Annotated in this window: 15 protein-coding genes; 4 read left to right on the top strand and 11 right to left on the bottom strand. The window is 60.1% G+C overall.

The window, feature by feature from the left end:
• Window positions 1-93 precede the first annotated feature (93 nt).
• The 7 genes from WC421_08780 to WC421_08750 all read right to left on the bottom strand — a co-directional run bounded on the left by WC421_08780 (window position 94) and on the right by WC421_08750 (window position 6500).
• Window positions 94-978, bottom strand: a complete 885-nt coding sequence (locus WC421_08780; protein MFA5162327.1) for an IS4 family transposase — start codon at window positions 976-978, stop codon at window positions 94-96.
• A gap of 372 nt (window positions 979-1350) precedes the next feature.
• The gene (locus WC421_08775; GenBank protein MFA5162326.1) at window positions 1351-2250 is read right to left on the bottom strand and encodes an RluA family pseudouridine synthase; all 900 of its coding nucleotides are present in this window, start codon (window positions 2248-2250) and stop codon (window positions 1351-1353) included.
• Complete coding sequence (lgt, locus tag WC421_08770) at window positions 2237-3010, bottom strand: prolipoprotein diacylglyceryl transferase (GenBank protein ID MFA5162325.1); 774 nt, start codon at window positions 3008-3010, stop codon at window positions 2237-2239. Before lgt ends, WC421_08775 begins: the two co-directional genes overlap by 14 nt.
• Window position 3011: 1 nt before the next feature.
• Window positions 3012-3719, bottom strand: coding sequence for an HAD-IB family phosphatase (locus WC421_08765; protein MFA5162324.1), 708 nt, complete (start codon window positions 3717-3719; stop codon window positions 3012-3014).
• Window positions 3716-4309, bottom strand: a complete 594-nt coding sequence (locus WC421_08760; GenBank protein MFA5162323.1) for an MBL fold metallo-hydrolase — start codon at window positions 4307-4309, stop codon at window positions 3716-3718. Before WC421_08760 ends, WC421_08765 begins: the two co-directional genes overlap by 4 nt.
• Before the next feature lie 4 nt (window positions 4310-4313).
• Window positions 4314-4586: a septum formation initiator family protein gene (locus WC421_08755; GenBank protein ID MFA5162322.1), complete on the bottom strand. Its 273-nt coding sequence runs from the start codon at window positions 4584-4586 to the stop codon at window positions 4314-4316.
• 12 nt (window positions 4587-4598) lie between these two features.
• Window positions 4599-6500, bottom strand: coding sequence for a hypothetical protein (locus WC421_08750; protein MFA5162321.1), 1902 nt, complete (start codon window positions 6498-6500; stop codon window positions 4599-4601).
• A gap of 92 nt (window positions 6501-6592) precedes the next feature.
• Between WC421_08750 and WC421_08745 the strand changes: the two genes are divergently transcribed.
• Complete coding sequence (locus tag WC421_08745) at window positions 6593-8917, top strand: molybdopterin cofactor-binding domain-containing protein (protein MFA5162320.1); 2325 nt, start codon at window positions 6593-6595, stop codon at window positions 8915-8917.
• A 98-nt stretch (window positions 8918-9015) separates the two neighbouring features.
• Window positions 9016-9519 (top strand): hypothetical protein, encoded by a 504-nt coding sequence (locus WC421_08740; GenBank protein ID MFA5162319.1) that lies wholly within the window; start codon window positions 9016-9018, stop codon window positions 9517-9519.
• 233 nt (window positions 9520-9752) lie between these two features.
• Here WC421_08740 and recN read toward each other — a convergent pair whose 3' ends face one another.
• The 4 genes from recN to WC421_08720 all read right to left on the bottom strand — a co-directional run bounded on the left by recN (window position 9753) and on the right by WC421_08720 (window position 15276).
• Window positions 9753-11414, bottom strand: a complete 1662-nt coding sequence (gene recN, locus WC421_08735; protein MFA5162318.1) for a DNA repair protein RecN — start codon at window positions 11412-11414, stop codon at window positions 9753-9755.
• Between the two features lie 12 nt (window positions 11415-11426).
• Window positions 11427-13166, bottom strand: coding sequence for a glycosyltransferase family 87 protein (locus WC421_08730; protein MFA5162317.1), 1740 nt, complete (start codon window positions 13164-13166; stop codon window positions 11427-11429).
• Between the two features lie 88 nt (window positions 13167-13254).
• Window positions 13255-14259, bottom strand: coding sequence for an SIS domain-containing protein (locus WC421_08725; GenBank protein MFA5162316.1), 1005 nt, complete (start codon window positions 14257-14259; stop codon window positions 13255-13257).
• Window positions 14260-14298: 39 nt separating this feature from the next.
• Window positions 14299-15276 (bottom strand): AI-2E family transporter, encoded by a 978-nt coding sequence (locus WC421_08720; protein ID MFA5162315.1) that lies wholly within the window; start codon window positions 15274-15276, stop codon window positions 14299-14301.
• 81 nt (window positions 15277-15357) lie between these two features.
• On the opposite strand from WC421_08720, the gene WC421_08715 reads away from it, so the two are divergent.
• Together WC421_08715 and arfB are read left to right on the top strand one after the other, a co-directional pair.
• On the top strand, window positions 15358-16404 hold the full coding sequence (locus WC421_08715; protein ID MFA5162314.1) for a hypothetical protein: 1047 nt from the start codon (window positions 15358-15360) through the stop codon (window positions 16402-16404).
• Between the two features lie 231 nt (window positions 16405-16635).
• Complete coding sequence (gene arfB / locus WC421_08710) at window positions 16636-17040, top strand: alternative ribosome rescue aminoacyl-tRNA hydrolase ArfB (protein ID MFA5162313.1); 405 nt, start codon at window positions 16636-16638, stop codon at window positions 17038-17040.
• The last annotated feature ends 76 nt before the right edge of the window (window positions 17041-17116 follow it).

Below are 17116 nucleotides of genomic sequence, written 5' to 3'. Positions count from 1 at the left end.
GGAAGCAGGAGAAAAAGGAAAGGCTGGCAAAGGTTTACAGACCAGCGGAAATGTGTTAAAAATGCATTAAGGGCGGGTCAATTTTCGTTGCAACTAATGGGTCATTTTTGGTTGCAACTTTACAATTGTTGAGGCTGCCAGCGCGAAATTGTTGGTCAAAAACCGGAATAGTCTGTCATTTTCCTCGTCGTAGTATTCTATCAGCCTCAACGTGCCGGGATAATCGCGCTTGGTCTGAGGGTCTTGCGGCGTGATTTCCGTGCCCGATATCACACCCTTGCCCGATAGAACGGACTGCTGTCCGGCTATTGCGTATTTGAGGTTGTCTTTGGCCCTCGTAACAAAGAAAGCGCCCTTGTCCTGTATCCGTTGATACCAGATGAAATCGGTATAGCCCCGGTCAAAGCAATATATGCTGTCCGGCACAATAGGGAAAGCGGCTCTTGCGACAGTTGTTTCATAGTGTTTGCCATCCGTTATGACAACGAAGTCGGGGATATTGCCGCGATGGTCCAGCGAGCAGTGCAGTTTCAACGCGCCCTTGAGCGTTTTATACTTAGCCCAGGGGAAGGCGGAGAGGCAAAGCTCGATAGTGGTGGCATCAAGCGAAACAAGCCTGTTTTTAAAGCGGAAGCCATGCTGCGGCGCAAGGGCGGAGCAGCGCTTAAGCAAGCTGTAAAACAGCGTTTCAAAGACGCGATAGGGGCAGCGGGCGTTGGCGTCGGCGAGAGTGGATTTGGCGACGGGCTGAGAAAGTCCGAGGTGGTAAAGCTGCTGAGGATGAGTCGAGAGGCCGTTTTGAATGGCGCGGAGACTGTCCTTGCCGGAAGCCTGAGCGTAAAGCAACACGATAAGCTGCTGCCATGTGTTGAAATACTTCACATAGCGGTCCGCGCAACAGGCGGAGACGGCATTTTCAAAATCATGTCCCCGTAGAAGATTCAACAACTGATTCAGGATTGTGGTAGAATAAGCCAAGGGAATCCTCTGTCGGTAAAAGTGTTCTTTAGCAAAACAATTTTACCAAACGAAGGATTCCCCCCTGTTCTTTTACCGGACAGGTGTGGGTGTTCACCATAAAAAAACTGCGGTAAAAGTTCTTGATATTATACAGTCTGTCCCGCCATTTGAAAAACCCCGCGATGCGGGGTTTCTGTTTTTACCTGAATGCTTCAACTGGATTGCGGGATTTTGAAAAAACCGCCTCATGCCGCCTTCACAAAAAATTATCCTTTCACGCAGCGAGGCGCGCGCGGATAATTTTGCCCGGCATTGTTTCTCGCTTTTTCGCCCCGGTCCCGCAACCGACTGAAACATTCAGGTTTACGGAAAGGGACAAAATTGCCAGCTTCAGTCGGCGCGCCAGTAAGCCTCGAAATCCTGCGGCACGGGGGCTTTCGCCAGCGTTTTTCGTCCGGTATGGGGATGGGCGAATTCTATGCTCCGGGAATGCAGCATCAGCCGGGGCGCGGCGTTGTCCTTGCCGTAGGCGTTATCACCCATGACGGGATGGCCCAGCCAGGCCATATGCACGCGCAGCTGATTGGTGCGCCCGGTGCGGGGGCGCAGCTCCAGAAGCGTCTTTCCGGTTTTCCTTTCCAGAACGCGGTATTCGGTTACGGCGTCCCTGCCGATATGCGAGGCCTTGAGCTTGCCTCCGGTTATGCGGCCTATGGGAACGTCTATCACCCCGGCATCGTCTTTAACAGCGCCTCTGGCTATGCACAAATATGTTTTTTCTGTTTCGCGGTGCCGGAACTGGGCCAGCAGATTCTCCTGCGCCGGCACGGTCTTGGCGATAAGCATCACGCCGCTGGTTTCGCGATCAAGGCGATGCACCAGCCCGGCGCGGCTGACCCCGTCCTGCGGCAGCTTCGGATAAGCGGACAGGATAAGCGCGGCCAGCGTAACCTCGCCAGAAAACGCCAGATCCGGCGAGGATTCCCACGCCGGGGACAGCGGATGCGCCAGCAGCCCCGCGGGCTTTGAAATCGCGGTTATATGGCGGTCCTCGCTGAGTATCATGGCCCGAAAACGCGCGGCGTCCGGCTTTGGCGCGGCAAGCTCGGCCACCACCGCGTCGCCGCCGCAGAGCATGTAAGACGGCTTTGCCGGTTTCCCGTTGACCAGCACCGCGCCGGATTTGACCAGTTCCTTGCACAGGACGCGCGGGCAGCCGTCCAGCGCGCGGGCCAGAAAAGCGTCCAGCCGCATCGCCCCGCCGGAAAATACGATATCAAGTTTTTGCATGTCTCCTCGCATAATAAACAGCGCACAGCGCAAGCACAAACAGCGCACCTATCTGCGACGGAGACAACCCCATTGCCCCCCCCCCGCGCTCGTCGCCGCGCAGGAATTCCAAACAGAAACGGAGAACCGAATACCCCGCGCAGTAGGCGGCAAACACCGCGCCTTCGCCGCGCCGCTTCGGATATATTGTATGCAATATCGCAAACAACGCGAAATTGCCGGCGGACTCGTAAAGCTGCGCCGGATGCAGCGGCACGCCCAGCAGATTATTAGACACAAGGCAATCAGGGTCGGTGAACCGCACCGCCAGGAAATGCGACGGCGAGCCATGGCAGCAGCCCGCCATGAAGCAGCCTATGCGCCCTATCGCGTGTCCCAGCGCGATTGCGGGGGCCAGCATGTCCGCCGCCGCCCAAAAGGAGAATTTAGCGCGCCGGGAAAACCAGTATCCCGCAGCGGCGCCCCCCGCAAACCCGCCCAAAAACACGAAACCATTCCTGAAATCCCGCAGCACGGCCCACATCCTTGACAATCCCTCGCCGGGAAAGCTGTTCCACAACAGCGCGACGTAGGCGATTTTGCCGCCCAGCAGCGCGCCGGCTATCAGCGCGGCAAACAAATCCCACAGCACATTCAGATCAAACCCGGCGCGGCGCGCGTTATAGCGCGCGTACACCATCGCGGCCAGGTATCCCGCCGCCGCGAACGCGCCGTAGGAGGCCAGCCGGAAATCGCCGATTGAAAACAGATACGGGTGCATATCAGCGCGCGCCCGCCTTCGCGGTTTTTCCGCGGCTTTGGCACCGCGCGCCGGTTTGGGCCCGCCGCCCCGAACCATCCCGCCGGACAAGCCCGGCAGCCTCCGCCACAGCCGAAAAACTCTCCAGCGGCGCGGCTTTCACCCCTGCGGCGCGGCACATTTCCAGCAGCCTGCCGCGCGCGAACACAATATCGGCGGCGCGGGCGGCCCTGAAATCCGACGCCGCGTCGCCGCAGAATATCACTTTCCTCCCCCGCCGCCGGTGAAACCGCACGCGGGAAGCCTTCAAATCGTCCAGCTTCATTTTCCAGGGATAGCGGACACGGTAGCCGTTTTTGCCGTAACGCGCCGCGCCGCAAAACAATTTAATATCCGGCGCGCCCCATTTCTCCAGCAGCGGCTTGATGTAAATATCCAGCCCGCCGCTGGTTATTTCAACCGGCGCGCCGTTTTGCGCCAACAGGCGCGCAGCCTCCGCAAAACCCGCCCGCATCCTGATTTTTCCCAGGACGAGGCTGCGCACCTCGTCCGGGCCGCGCCGCAGCCTGCCGAAGAATTTTTTCACCCAGTCCTGCACGCAGACGCCGGCGGCGTATGAAAGCTCTATATCCTCCGCCGTCGCAACCCCGAAACGGAGGCAAATAAAATCCCCCACATCCCGGGTGGTAACCGTGCCGTCAAAATCGGTGACCAATGCAAAGCGGCTCATCGCGCGGCGTTCTGCATGTAAATGTTTTCGCGCAGCTGCTCGCCGATGGTGGAGGAGTCGGTTTCGCCGTAGGCGTGGCCGGGGTAGACGGCGGTCTCCGGCGGGAGGCGGGCGAGTCTGCGCAGGCTCTCCCCCATCAGCCGCGGATCCGAGCCGGGCAGGTCAACCCGGCCTACCGCGCCCGCGAAAAGCGTGTCGCCGGTGAAGAGATTGCCGCCAACCAGATAGCAGACGCAGCCGGGGCTGTGGCCCGGAGTGTGAAGAGCGCGGATTTCAAAGCCCGCCGGCGAAAAAACCGAGTCGCCCCTGAATGTCCTGAAAAGTTTTCCGTCGGCTTCCAGGAAAGAGAGGTCGCTTTCCTCCACATAAACCGGAGTTGTTTTAAGCAGCGCGTCTATCCGTTTTGAATGGTCAAAGTGGCCGTGAGTCAGAAAAGCGGCCTTGATGCTGAGACTGGCCGCCTCCGCCGCGGCGAGTATGGCCTTTATATCCCAGGAAGGGTCTATCAGGACGCAATCGCCGCCTTCCTTTTCCGCGACGATATAGCTGAAATTGGCCATCAGGCCGAGCTTTAGCTGTTTGATGAGCATGTCGTTAATGCGCCGGCGGGACGAAGCGGAACTCCATCTCGCCCTTGCGGACGAGGTTGAGGTCCTTGCGGGCCAGCCGCTCCACATAATCGTCCGAGACATTCAGCAGCCGCGCCTTCTCGGCATTGAGGCTGGCGCGCTCTGCGTCAAGACGCGTCTCCTGCGATTTGAGGCGGCGCATTTCGGAATAATTGCCGGCCATTTTGCGGAACGAGCGGTTGGACAGCAGCGCCGCCGCAGTGGCGGCTAAAATAATATATTTCAGGGCTCTGGGCATAAAACGGGGGGGTCAGCCCTTGCCGAAAAGCGTCCACTTCAGCCGGCTTATGGCGGTCTTGGCGATGGCGTCGTAGCGATCCAGCCGGCGCTTGAGCTCCGCCGCGGCGGCAACCTCGCGCATCAGAATTCCCTTTAGTCCGGATTCCATCACGGCAGCCTTGTCTATTTCGTCGGAAAGCATTGCGCGCAGCTGGCTGTTGGCGGTTACGACCGCCTGCTCGCGCCGGCGGAACTGTTCTATCATGGCCCTCAGTTCCTCCATATACCGGGCGTCATGCGCGGCCTTGTCGTTCATCTGGGCCAGCATCTGGTTGAGAACCTGCGTCTGCCTGAACAGCTCCTGCGACTGCTGCTGCGCCTTGAACATCTTGAAGGTAAGCTCGGCCTTTTCGGCCTGCGTCTGCTGGAATTCCTGGGCAAGGCGCGCCTTGTCCGCCGCGATATTGGCCTTGGCCTTATCCAGCAGGGTGTTCTGGTCCAGCGCGGCCTGCATTTCCTCTTCGGTTTTCTGGGCGGCGACGTTGGCGGCGACCAGGGCTTTCTCCAGTTCCTGGCGGAGTGTCTGCTCGTCCGAGAGTTTCTGCGACACCCCGGCTATCTGGTCCTTGTAATCGGAAATCTGTTTTTCCAGCTCTTCAAACTGATTCTGGTACTCGCGCGCGCGGGTGGACAGCAGGGCGGCGAACTCCTCGGTTTTATCCTGCTGCTCGCGCTGGACGCGGCGCATTTCACTTTCAAGCGTCTGTATCTGGATGTTCTTTTCCTCCATGCGGCGCTTGAGATAATCGGCGTTGACGTTCTGGGAGTCCAAATCCTCTTTAAGTTTCTGCGCCAGCGCGGCGGTAAGGCGGGCGGCGGCGCTGTCGGCTTCCTTTTCCACCTGGAGCTTTTTGGCCAGGGCGTCGCTTTCGCGCGCGGCGGTTTCAAAACGCTCCTTGTCAGCGAGAAGCTGCTTTAGTTCCCTGTCCAGCGCGACGTTGACGGCCTTCATCTTTATAAGAGCGCTTTTGAGGCGCATCAGGCCGTTGATGGCGCGCAGCTTGTCCTGCTCGGCAATCTCCAGCGCGGCCAGGCGCTCCTGCGCGGTCCGCTGCGCCTCCAGCATCTGCTGGCGGCTGTTATCATCCGCGGCGGGAGCGGGAGCCGCCTGCGCGGGCACGGGCTGCGCCTGAGGCGCCGCCTGCTGATAGCCGAAAGGAGGATACGGCGGATACGCTATAACCGAGGCAGGCTGCTGCGCCGGGGAGACGCGGGCGGTATCGTCGCGCATCCGGGACATCAGCTGCGAAATCTGTTCAAGGAAGGCGGCGCGGGTCTGGGCCAGCTCGCTTACAAGAGCCTGCTTGTCGCGCTGCGCGGCGGCAAGGCCTTCTTCAAGCTGGCCCAGCCGTGCGGGCAAATCCTGCTGGGCGGGATGCGGCGCGCCGCCGCTCCACTTCTGCTCCAGCTTTTCAAGACGGGATAAAATCGCGCTGTCGGGCGAGGGGGCCGGCTCGGGCCGCTGGGGCGCGGGCTGCTGCAGCTGGCTGCGCAGCACATGCGCCCACGATTCGCGCTCGGACATCAGGCGGCTGTCAAGCTCGCGCACTTTTTCGCGGAGCTGGGCGCGCTCTTCTTCTATCTCGCGCTCGCGCTTGTCGCGCTGGATTTTCTGCTGAATGTCCTTCAGGGAAGCCTCCACCTTGGCGGCGAAAGCCTCCTCCTGCTTGGCGCGAACATCAGCTATGAGAGATTTTTCCTTTTCCGCGGCGAGCCTTTTTTCGGTTTCGGCGAGACGGAGTTTGATGTCTTCAACACTGTCGCCCGATGGGGATTTAGACGGAGAAACGGCAGACGACTCTTCGCCGGGGCCCTTTTCCGGCGCCGGTTTTTGCTGCGGTATATGCTGTCTCTTATCGTCCGGCGGCTGCATTTTACAGCCTCGTCCTCCTGTCTGTCAGGATTATTATACTACTTCGCGAAGGAAATGCAATAGCCGTGTTTTTTTGGTATGCTTTGGCTGTAATGGCTGAGAAAACGGGCTTTGCGATTGTAAACACGCGGGCGGTCAAGCTGGACGCGCTGGGGCTGGCCTGCGGCGCCGCGGAATTCGCGGACGACTGGAACCCGCCGCATATGCTGGCGGGCAAAATCCTCTACAGCCCGCACGCCCACGCGCGCATAGAGAGCATTGATACTTCCGCGGCGGAGAAAACGCCCGGCGTGTTCGCCGTCCTCTGCCACAAAAACGTGCCGCGCATACGGCACACCACGGCGGGGCAGGGCTTCCCGGAGCCGTCGCCCTACGACACGCTGATATTTGACGACAAAATGCGCTTTGTGGGCGACCGCGTGGCCGCCGCGGCGGCGGAAACCGCGGAAATCGCGGAAGAGGCCCTTTCCAAAATAAAGGTGGAGTACGAAATTCTCAGGCCCGTCTTCGGCATAGAAGAGGCCATGGCGGAGGGCGCGCCGGTAATCCACGACGAGGACGATTCAAAAAACATCCCCGACGCCGGACGCAACATCTGCGCCAGCTACGATTTGGAAGTAAAGCAAGGCGAATGGTTTGCGGAGGCCGATTTCGTGGCCGAGCATGTCTATAAGACCCAGTACGCCCAGCACTGCGCGCTGGAGCCGCATACCGTAATCGCCTATTTTGACGGCAACGGGCGGCTGGTGCTGCGCACGTCCACGCAGGTGCCGTTCCATGTGCGGCGCATAGTGGCGCGCGCGCTGGGCATTGCGGTCAAAAACATCCGCGTCATCAAGCCGCGCATCGGGGGCGGCTTTGGCTCCAAGCAGGAGATTTTCCTGGAGCAGGCCGCCGCCGCGCTGGCGCTGGCGGCAAAACGCCCGGTGAAGCTGGAACTGTCGCGCAAAGAGGTGTTTGTTTCCTCGCGGACGCGGCATCCGGGGATAATGCGCGTCAAATCCGGCGTGCGGAAAGACGGGACGATAACCGATTTGCAGCTTTCGGTCGCGCTGGGCAACGGCGGCTACGGCGCGCACGCGATGACGGTGATGATGTGCGCCGGCTCGCACACGCTGCCGTTTTACCAGGCGAAAAACAACAAATTCACCGGGCGCACCGCCTATACAAACCTGCCGGTGTGCGGCGCCTACAGGGGCTACGGCGCGACACAGGCGTATTTCGCGCTAGAATCGCAGATGGACATAATGGCTGCCGCCATCGGCATGGACCCGGTGGAACTGCGGCTTAAAAACTATATCCGGCAGGGGGAAGGCTCGCCCATATTCAAGGCGATGGGCGAGGGGCGCGAGGGCGTGGAACAGGTGATGAAATCCTGCGGGATGGAGCAGTGCATCGCCGCCGGAATCAAGGCAATAGGCTGGTATGACAAGAAAAAGCGCTACAAAAACCAGTCCGGCCCCCTCAGGCGCGGGCTGGGCTGCGCGTGCATGATGCAGGGGTCGGGCATACCGGAAGTGGACATGGCCTCGGCCACCATCAAGATGAACGACGACGGATCCTTCAACCTCATACTGGGCGCGACGGACCTGGGAACCGGCTCCGACACCATAATGGCGCAAATCGCCGCCGAGGTGCTGGGCGTGCGCCACAGCGACATGATAGTCCACTCCTCCGACACGGACCTGACGCCCTTTGACGTGGGCGCATACGCCTCGTCCACCACTTTCATCTCGGGCAACGCCGTCAAGAAAACAGCCGAGAAGGTGCGCGACATGATTCTGGACGTCGCCGCCGGCATCCTGCATGAGAAGCCGGAAAACCTGCGGCTGGAGGGCGGCAGGGTCGTCGCCAAATCCGGGCTTGGCTGCCCGCTTTCCGAGGTGGCCAACACCTCGCTTTATTACAGGGACCAGCATCAGATAATAGCGTCGGCCTCGCATACGGCGCAATCGTCGCCGCCGCCGTTCTCGGCTCATTTTACGGAGCTGGAGGTGGACACCCGCACCGGCGAGATAAAGATACTGGATTACGTCGCCGCCGTGGAATGCGGCACCGCCATCAATCCCGCGCTGGCCGAGGGGCAAAACGACGGCGCGGTGTTAAACGGCCTGTCCTACGCGCTTTTTGAGGAGTTGGAGTTTTCCCGCTCCGGCGCGGTGAAGAACCCCGGTTTCAGGGGCTACCGGATGTATTCCTCGCATGACGCGCCGCCCTTGCGCACCATACTGCTGCCCAATTACGAGCCGGACGGCCCCTTCGGCGCGAAATCGGTTTCCGAGATAGGAATCAACGGCCCCCTGCCCGCCATAGCCAACGCCGTCTGCGACGCCACCGGCGCGCGGCTTTGGGAGCCGCCTTTTACTCCCGAAAAAACGCTGGCCGCCATAAAAGCCTCCGGCAAAACCTTCAAATAGAGCGCAGCGTCCGCAGTGGGACTTTTGGCCCATGCGCGGGTAGCTGCATACTTTGGACAATATCTGTAATGACAAACGGTATTTTCAAGGAGGGCATTATGATGAAATTTACACTGGTTGCCTCGCTGCTGTGCGTTGCGGCGGGCGCCAACGCCATGAGCAACGACGAGGCCATAGCGAAAGTAACGGAAATGGCACGGAAGGAATTTACAGCCTCGGTGGTTTTCAGGGTGCAGAAACCCGGTTCGGCGGATTACATGGGCCAAACCGCGGTTCTGGCTCAGGTGCATGCGAAAGAAGGCGCTTTTCAGGTCCGCCGGACTATACGGGTCTATCGCGTCGCGCCGGAAGACCTGGCTGCGGACCCCGTCATGATTGCCGCCGCAAAAAAACGTCTTAAGGCCGACACGTGGATAGACGCCAGCATAGACGACGGACAGATGTGCGTCGCCGCCCCCGGCCCGACCGCGTCGGCCATGATTAAAATCCGGCAGGAAGACGGCACGTGGTTTGGCGCGAAACTTTACGGCATTCTGTTAAGCCAGCTTGATTCGCCCGGAACGCATTACCTTCAGGACGCCGACGACTGCCCTGCCAAATGATTAGACTTGTCCCCTAATAGGCTTTATGGCAGAAATACAGGGTTTTGGCCCGCAGCGCAGCGGTGTGAGGCGCGCACACTACCGACGGGCGTGTGCAAGCCGAACACCGCGAAGCTGCGGGCCAAAAACCGAAATTTATGCCGTAAATGCTATTGGGGGACAAGTCTATTATCCCGGAAACGCAAAGCCCCGCCTGAAGCGGGGCTTTGCGTTTCTTTTGCCTGAAGCGAATTCTACCCGGCGCATTCCCTTAAAAGTTCTTTGGCGTGCTTGAGTCCGGCCTGGCTGGCCTGGCTGCTGCCGCCCAGCATTCTGGCGATTTCGGCGGCGCGGGCCGGGCCTTCCACGGCGCTGGCCGCAACCACGGTCCGCCCGCGCGATTCGGTCTTGGATACGGCGAAATGCGCGTCCGCCCACGCGGCCACCTGCGGCAGATGAGTTACGCACAGCACCTGCCGCGATTCGGAGATGCGGCGCATCTTTTCGCCCACCAGCCGCCCCACCACGCCGCCCACGCCGGCGTCCACTTCGTCAAAAACCAGCGTCTCCACCCTGTCTGCGCCGGAGAGGGCGGCTTTTATGCCCAGCATCACGCGCGACATTTCACCGCCGGAGGCTATGTTTTTGAGCGGCCTGGCCGGCTGTCCGGCATTGGGTGAAAACAGGAATTCCGCCCTGTCGGCGCCCGCGGGGCCGGGGGAGCTTTCATCCATCTCAACCGAAACGGAGAATCTGACCTCGCCAAAACCCAGCGGCGCTATTTCCGACAGCACCAGCGCGGAGAGCTTTTTAGCCGCGGCAAAACGTTTCTCGTGCAACTGCGCGCACAGCGCGGACAATTCTTTTTCCGCATCGGCGGCGGTTTTTTTAAGCTCTTCCTCGCGTTCGTCCGAATCTTCCAGGTCGGCGATTTTGGCCTTCAGCGTCTGCGCCAGCGCAAGCGCGGCCTCCGCTGAGCCGCCGTATTTCTTGATTGTCCGGGAAATTTTATCCTGGCGGGAGAGCAGTTCGTCCAGCAGGCCGGGGTCGGCGTCGGGGCCGTCGCGCAGGGCGGCAAGCTCACCCGCGGCCTCCTCTATGGCGGACTGCGCCTGCGCTATAAGCTCCGCCGGGCGGCCAAGCGAGACGTCCAGCGCGGCCAGCTCCTGCGCGGCCCTGGCCGCCGCGCCCAGCCTTTCCACGGCGGCGGCCTCGCCGGAATAAAGCAACTCGTGCGCGGAGGAGGAAAGGGCGCGCAGCCTGTCCGCATTTTTAAGGCGGGGAAGCGCGGCTTCTATTTCGGCCTCCTCGCCGGGGCGCAGGGCGGCCTTGTCTATCTCGGAAAGCTGGAAACCGTAGAGGTCCAGCAGCCTTTCCTTTTCCTCGCGCGAGAGGCGCGAGGCTTCCAGCCGGGCCAGCGCGGCCTGGCGGCGGCGCCAGGCGTCCCGGGTTTTATCCAGCAAAGCGGAATTTGAGGCGAAGCGGTCCAGCAGTTCCAGTTGGGCGGCGTTTCTGGCAAGGGTCTGATGCTCGTGCTGGCCGTGGAAATCCACCAGCCCGTCGCAATAAGCGCACAGTTCGGAGACGGAAACCGGATGCCCGTTTATAAAAGCCCTGCTTCTGCCGCGCTGGTCAAGCTCTCTGCGGACCGCGAAGAAATCCCCTGTTACCGCGAACCGCCCGCGCGCGGCGTCATCCAGAGAAGCGGAGGAAAAACGCGCCTCCGCCTCCATTTTCCGGGCGCCGGGGCGTATCCAGTCTACGCCGGCGCGCTCGCCCAGCGCGAATCCCAGCGCCTCCACGACCAGCGATTTGCCCGCGCCCGTCTCCCCTGTAAAAACGGTAAGCCCCGCGCCAAAGGGGAGGGACACCCCCTCTATAACGGCAAAATCCTTAACGTCCAGCCCAAGCAGCATGGCGAAAGTCTATCAAAAAAATTCTATGTTGTGCACGAGCAGGCCAAGCTGCTTGCGCCGCCCAGCAGTGGTTACGTCAATAACCTTGTCCAGGCTGATGGTGAGTATTACCAGCCGTCCGGGCGGTATATTTCGCGCCTGCACGCGCACGTATCCGGGCCGGGCTATGGGGAAAACGCCTATCTGCCGCTCGTTTATGAAAAAAGTCGCGTTGCACGGAACCAGCGCATCCGGCGTCTGCGCCAGCATGGTCATCTGCCCCCTGGGGCCGGTCATAAACTGCGCCCTGGCGACGCGGCGCATCCAGAGCTTGTCGTTCTGCATTTCCCCCCAGCCGCTGATTAGCAGGGCATGTTTGAGGTCCGCGCCCCTGATGCTCACCGAATCCGGTCCCGGCGGCGGGAACACCCTGTCCAGCAGTTTCGCCGCCGGCGCGGGAACACACAGCAGCAGCGCGATGCCGGCCACAACAGCCAGCGCGGCAGCGCGCAGCCGCGCGCGCAGGCCCCAGGGCGCGCCGCCGGCGCACATTATAAGCAGGGCCATGACCAGCATCAGAACCGGGTCTATCAGATTGCCGCCGTATAATTTGATATCCGAAAAATAGTAGCGTTTGGGCACAAGCAGCAGCCCGAACAGGACGGCATAGGCGGGGGATGCCTTATCCTCGCTGTCGTCGGTGAAATAAAGGTACATCGGCAGAAAAAAGTGAATCAGCTTGTAATCCGCGGACACGAAAGGCAGGGCGTTCATGGATAACACCAGCAGAGCAACCCTTTTCCACAGCGTTTTTTCCCGCCATATCACGAAAACGGCTGCCATGGCGAAAAACTCCAGGCAGAAAATCGCGTACGGCTTCATCAGCGACGCGGACATCGCATAGCTGTTAAGCCCCGCGTATTGCAGCAGCGTTTTCAGCATCCCGAAAAACGAATGGCCGAAATCAAGCCCGCCGTCGCCTATTATCATGTCAAGCACGTAAATCGGCTGTTCGCGCAGCATTCTGGCAAGGCTTGCGGTAACCTGTCCTTGAAAAGTCGGCACGGTAAGCAGCGAAAGCAGCCACAGCGCCGGCACCATGGCGGCAGCCAGGGCGGCCTCCCTGTATTTCCTGTCGGCCAGAAACAGAACCAGAAACACCGCCGGGAACAGCTTCATGGCTATGGCGCAGCCCAGAAAAACCGCGGCGAGCATTGTGTTGTTCTTGCGGTAAAACCATAAAAACAGCGCCAGAAACATGTAGACGAAAGTCTCAAAATTGGCCCTGTCCATCACGAACAGGAACGGAAAGGTAAAAAAGGAGAGTATTATCACATTCCGGATTCCGCCCGCCGTATCGCCGTCTTTCAGATACTGCCATGAATACAACACGAAAAAGGACATGAAGATAACCAGGAAATACATAAGCCCTGTATCCTTCTGGATGGCAACAAACAGGTCCACCACGGCGAAGCCGAACGGGAAATAATAGAAGCGCGGGGGATGCCAGGTGGTTATGTCAAAATAATCGCTGAACTGCGCTTCCTGGGGGAACAGGAAGGTATTGAAGGGGGCCGCCTGATTTGCGGTGTAAAGATATATCAGGCAGAAGGCGAATCCCGCCAGCACCACAACCGCCACCGTGTTTATTTTGGAGGTTTTATCGCGGCAGCATTGCGCGCGCGCGGCGGCGTATTCCGCAAAGGCCGCCAGCGGCGCGGAAACCGCCGCCAGCAGAACCAAAAAGCCGCACAGCAGACAAAACGGTATCACAGCAGCAAGCTCATAAGAATCCGTTCACACTCTTTTGCCGGGAAGCATCCCGCCGCGTCCGCGCAGGCCAAAGACCGGGGGAGAGCCGTCAAATAGTCGGCGTAACTTTTTTAAGGCCCCGGGGCCTGTCGGGGTCCAGGTTCTTTACGACGGCTAAACGGACCGCCGCCAGCTTAAGCTCCGTATCCAGCGCAAGCGCGTCAAAAGGCGCGTTTGCGCCATCGGCGGAAAGGATTTTGAACACAGTCCCCCGCTCCGACAGCGCGTCGCGCACTTTTTCCAGATCATCCGGCAGCTTGCGCGACGGAGACAGCAGCGCCACCATATCCCTGCTGCCGTGCGCGCCTATGGGGCCGTGCAGGAATTCCGCCGCGGAATAGGCGCTGACGTGGGTCTGCGCCATTTCGCGGAATTTAAGCGCGGCGTCCGCCGCCACCGCATAAAACGGCCCCCTGCCCACGAAAGCAGCCGCCGGAGCGGAGCGCAAATCGTCCAGCCAGCCGAAATCCATGCTGTCCTCGTTTTCCAGCATACGCGCAATCCGCGCCGTCGCGGCGGAGAAATCCCCCTCGCTGAAACAGCCCGACCACAGGCTGGCCGCCCACAGGCACAGCCACAGTTGCAGCGAAAAGCTCTTGGTGGCGGCCACCACCGTCTCCCGCGAGGAGGACAGCAGTATATGCCGCTCCGCCAGCGCGGCCAGCTTGTTGACTGAATTGTCCGGCTCGTTGGTAACGGCCACGCCGCGCGCGCCCCAGCCTTTTAGCCGGCGCAGGCATTCAATTATATCCGTGCTCTGCCCGGACTGGGAAAAAGCCCACACCGCCTTGCCTGAAAAATCCAGCGGCTTGCGCGCCTCGAATATCGCATGCGGATGCGCAAAATCCGCGCGCACGCCGGCATAAGCCTCCCATATGTATTTCGCAAACAGGGTGGCGTTGCCGGAACTGCCCCTGCCTATAAGATAAACCGAATTGTCGTCGGATTTGAGTATGCTCCCCTCCAGCGCGCGGGGCGCGGAGCGGGAAAAACCGTCAAGCAGCGAGGGAATTTCGTGAATGTCCTTCCAGGTAAGCGTGTCTTTGTGATTCATTCTTCAATTCTATGGATTTTGGGCCTTCCTGCCAAGCCATCAGGCCTGTTCCCTGTTTACCGGTATGGCCTGAAGCTCGCTTTTGACGTAATGCAGTATCGCCGGAGCCAGCATTATGCCGGGTATGCCCAGCATGACATCGCCTACGAATATCGCCATCAGCATCTGCCACATCGGCATATCTATGTTGGAGCCTATGATGCGGCTGTTGAGGAAATACTCCAGCTTGTGGATGCTGACCAGGAACACGAGAGCAAACAGCGCTGCGTGGAGCGACATGCCCAGCGCGGTTATCACTATGACGGTGTTGGTTACCAGGTTTCCGACTATGGGCATTATTCCTATTGTAAAGGTCATTGTCGCCAGGAAAATCACATGCGGCATTCCTATGAAATAGATAAACAGCGCGGTCAGCGCGGTGTTGATGGCGGATATGACTATCTGCGCGCCGAACACTTTTTCAAAGCTGGCCATGAATTTGCGGATGCGCTTGTTGGTTTCGGCGCGGACGGCATCAAACAGGTTGTTCTTGTACTCCGGCGCCTTGCCGCTCATGAAAAACAGCGCCGCCGCCACTATGCCGATGAATATATGGAAAATCTCCCGCGTGGCGGAGGTGCTCATCTTTGTTATCGCCAGCGCGTTGCCCATCATTTTGCTGTGTATAAGTTCCTGCAGGCCCTGCACATCCTCAAACGGCAGGTCCACTCCGTATGTCTGGGCGATGGCGGTAACCTGCGGCAGCGCGCGCGCCATTATGGTGGGCAACGTTACCAGTGTCGTTTTGACAAAACGCAGAAAAACGAAAGACACCACTATCAACAGCACGAAAAACACGGCAACCGCAATCCTGCGCGCCATGCCGGGGGAGAAATAGGGTTTCAGCAGTTTGAACGCCGCCCCGGTCAGCATGAAGGCAAACAGCGCCGCCAGCAGCACATGGCCCATGTGGAAGACCACCAGCGCCAGCAGCAACGAGGCCATCAGCGCATACGATATTTTCGTCGCCAGAGTCATAGTGGCAGAATAGCATTTTTGCATGGAACTTTGGCGCGCGCCACGGCGTCTAAAGAATGAAGGGCCAAAACCGGAGGGAATATGAAAAGTTTTATAATGGCAGCGGCAGCCGCAATTGTATTATCGGCGGCGCTGGCCGCGGCGCAGCAGGACAATTCCAGCAAGCAGCAACAGCGCAGGCCTCAGGCCGTCCGCCAGGCGAACCGGCAGCATCAGCGCCCCCGGCAGACGGCGGCGGACGCGGAAGCCAGAAAACGCCAGTTTGCCGAAAGAATGGCGGAGCAGCGCACCCGCCGCCATGAACGGCACGAGGCCATCCGCGCCGAGATGCGGGAACAGAGGCACTTGCGGCAGGAACGCATCCACAGGGAAATGAACAAGGAAAAGCATTCCGCCCCGGTTTCAAATGTAAACAGGACTGGCGTACATACCAGCAGCGGCACGGCGACAGCTGGTCCCGCTCAGGGCCGCATTCATGCCATGCCCCCGCATCACGGACATGCCGCCGCGCATCCCGTCTGGAACAGGGAACATCCCCGCCACACCGAGGTTAACCGCCGGACGCATAATGAAAACGCCGCCATCAACCACGCCGTCAGGGAAAGCCGGATAACAAAGGAAGAAGCCGCCAAGCTCAAAGCGAAGGAAGCCGCCATCCGCAAGCACGAGAGCGCGGACGGGGCCAGGCAGTACGGCGGCATCTCGGAAAAAGACCGCAGGCGGCTCAACGCCAGGGAAAATGCTTTGCGCCGGGAACTGCGCGCGGACAGGAAAAAAGACGCCGCCAAAGAGGCCTCCGTCCCCGCATCCGCGCCTGCCTCCGGGCCGGTAACGACTATCAATGCGCCTCCCCAGGCCATACCGCCTGCCGCCGTCAATACCGGCATTAACAACGACGCGGACAAAGGCGCCGCCGCGCCCGCCCGGCCGCAACCCGGACCGGACAGAGACAACCCCGCACCCGGCAGCGGCAATGCCGATGGCGCGGACACGCGAACGGATATTTCAGCGCCGCCGGCGTCCGACAACGGCGAGCAGGCGGAGCCTGCGCCGGCCTCTGACACTGAAGACGGCGACAAGTCCGCCAGCGACGAGAAAAAGTCCCCCGGCGCCGACAAGCCGGCGTAAGGCGGAAAGGCTCAATCGCGCGCGGGCGCTTCAGCCCGGATTGTGCAATAGAGTAGCGGGATTAGACGGCGACTGGCGGGACATTTCCGTGTAAAATTTCTCGCCGATAGCTGCGGCTATCAGCGAGAAATTTTACGTCGAACTGTCCCCGCCATCCACCGTCCCGGTCCCCGCTGTCTATTGCACAATCCGGGTTCAATGAGAAGCGCCCGCGCATTTTGCTAGCATAATCTGATGGCACAAGAGGACTTTTTTCTCCCTCCGGGCTGTGTGGAGGAGAAATTCATAAGAAGCGGCGGGCATGGCGGACAGAATGTCAACAAAACCGCCACTGCGGTGCAGTTGCGCTTTTCGCCGGCGCTGTCGGGGCTGCCGCGCGAGGCGGCGGAGCGGATTGCCATTTTGGCGGGAAACAGGCTCGCCGCCGGCGGCGACATAATAATATCCGCCTCCGAATACCGGACACAGGAGCAGAACCGCCGCGCCGCCCGCGCCCGCCTGCGCGGGCTGATAGCGCGCGCGCTGCGCCCTCCGCGCGGCAGAATATCCACAAAACCCACCCGCGCCTCAAAGCTGCGCCGGCTGGAAAACAAAAAACTCCGCTCGGAAATCAAACAATTCCGCCGGAAACCGTAACTTGTTTCTGCCGGAAAATCACCCGCCCGGCGCGTCAAGGAAAGTTTTGCGAGGGAGTGTCCCGCCGATTGCCGCA

This window comes from Elusimicrobiales bacterium, assembly GCA_041651175.1.
GTDB lineage: Bacteria > Elusimicrobiota > Elusimicrobia > Elusimicrobiales > Elusimicrobiaceae > JAQTYB01.
Note: the sequence above shows the minus strand (reverse complement) of the source record. Positions and strands in the feature narration are given on the sequence as shown.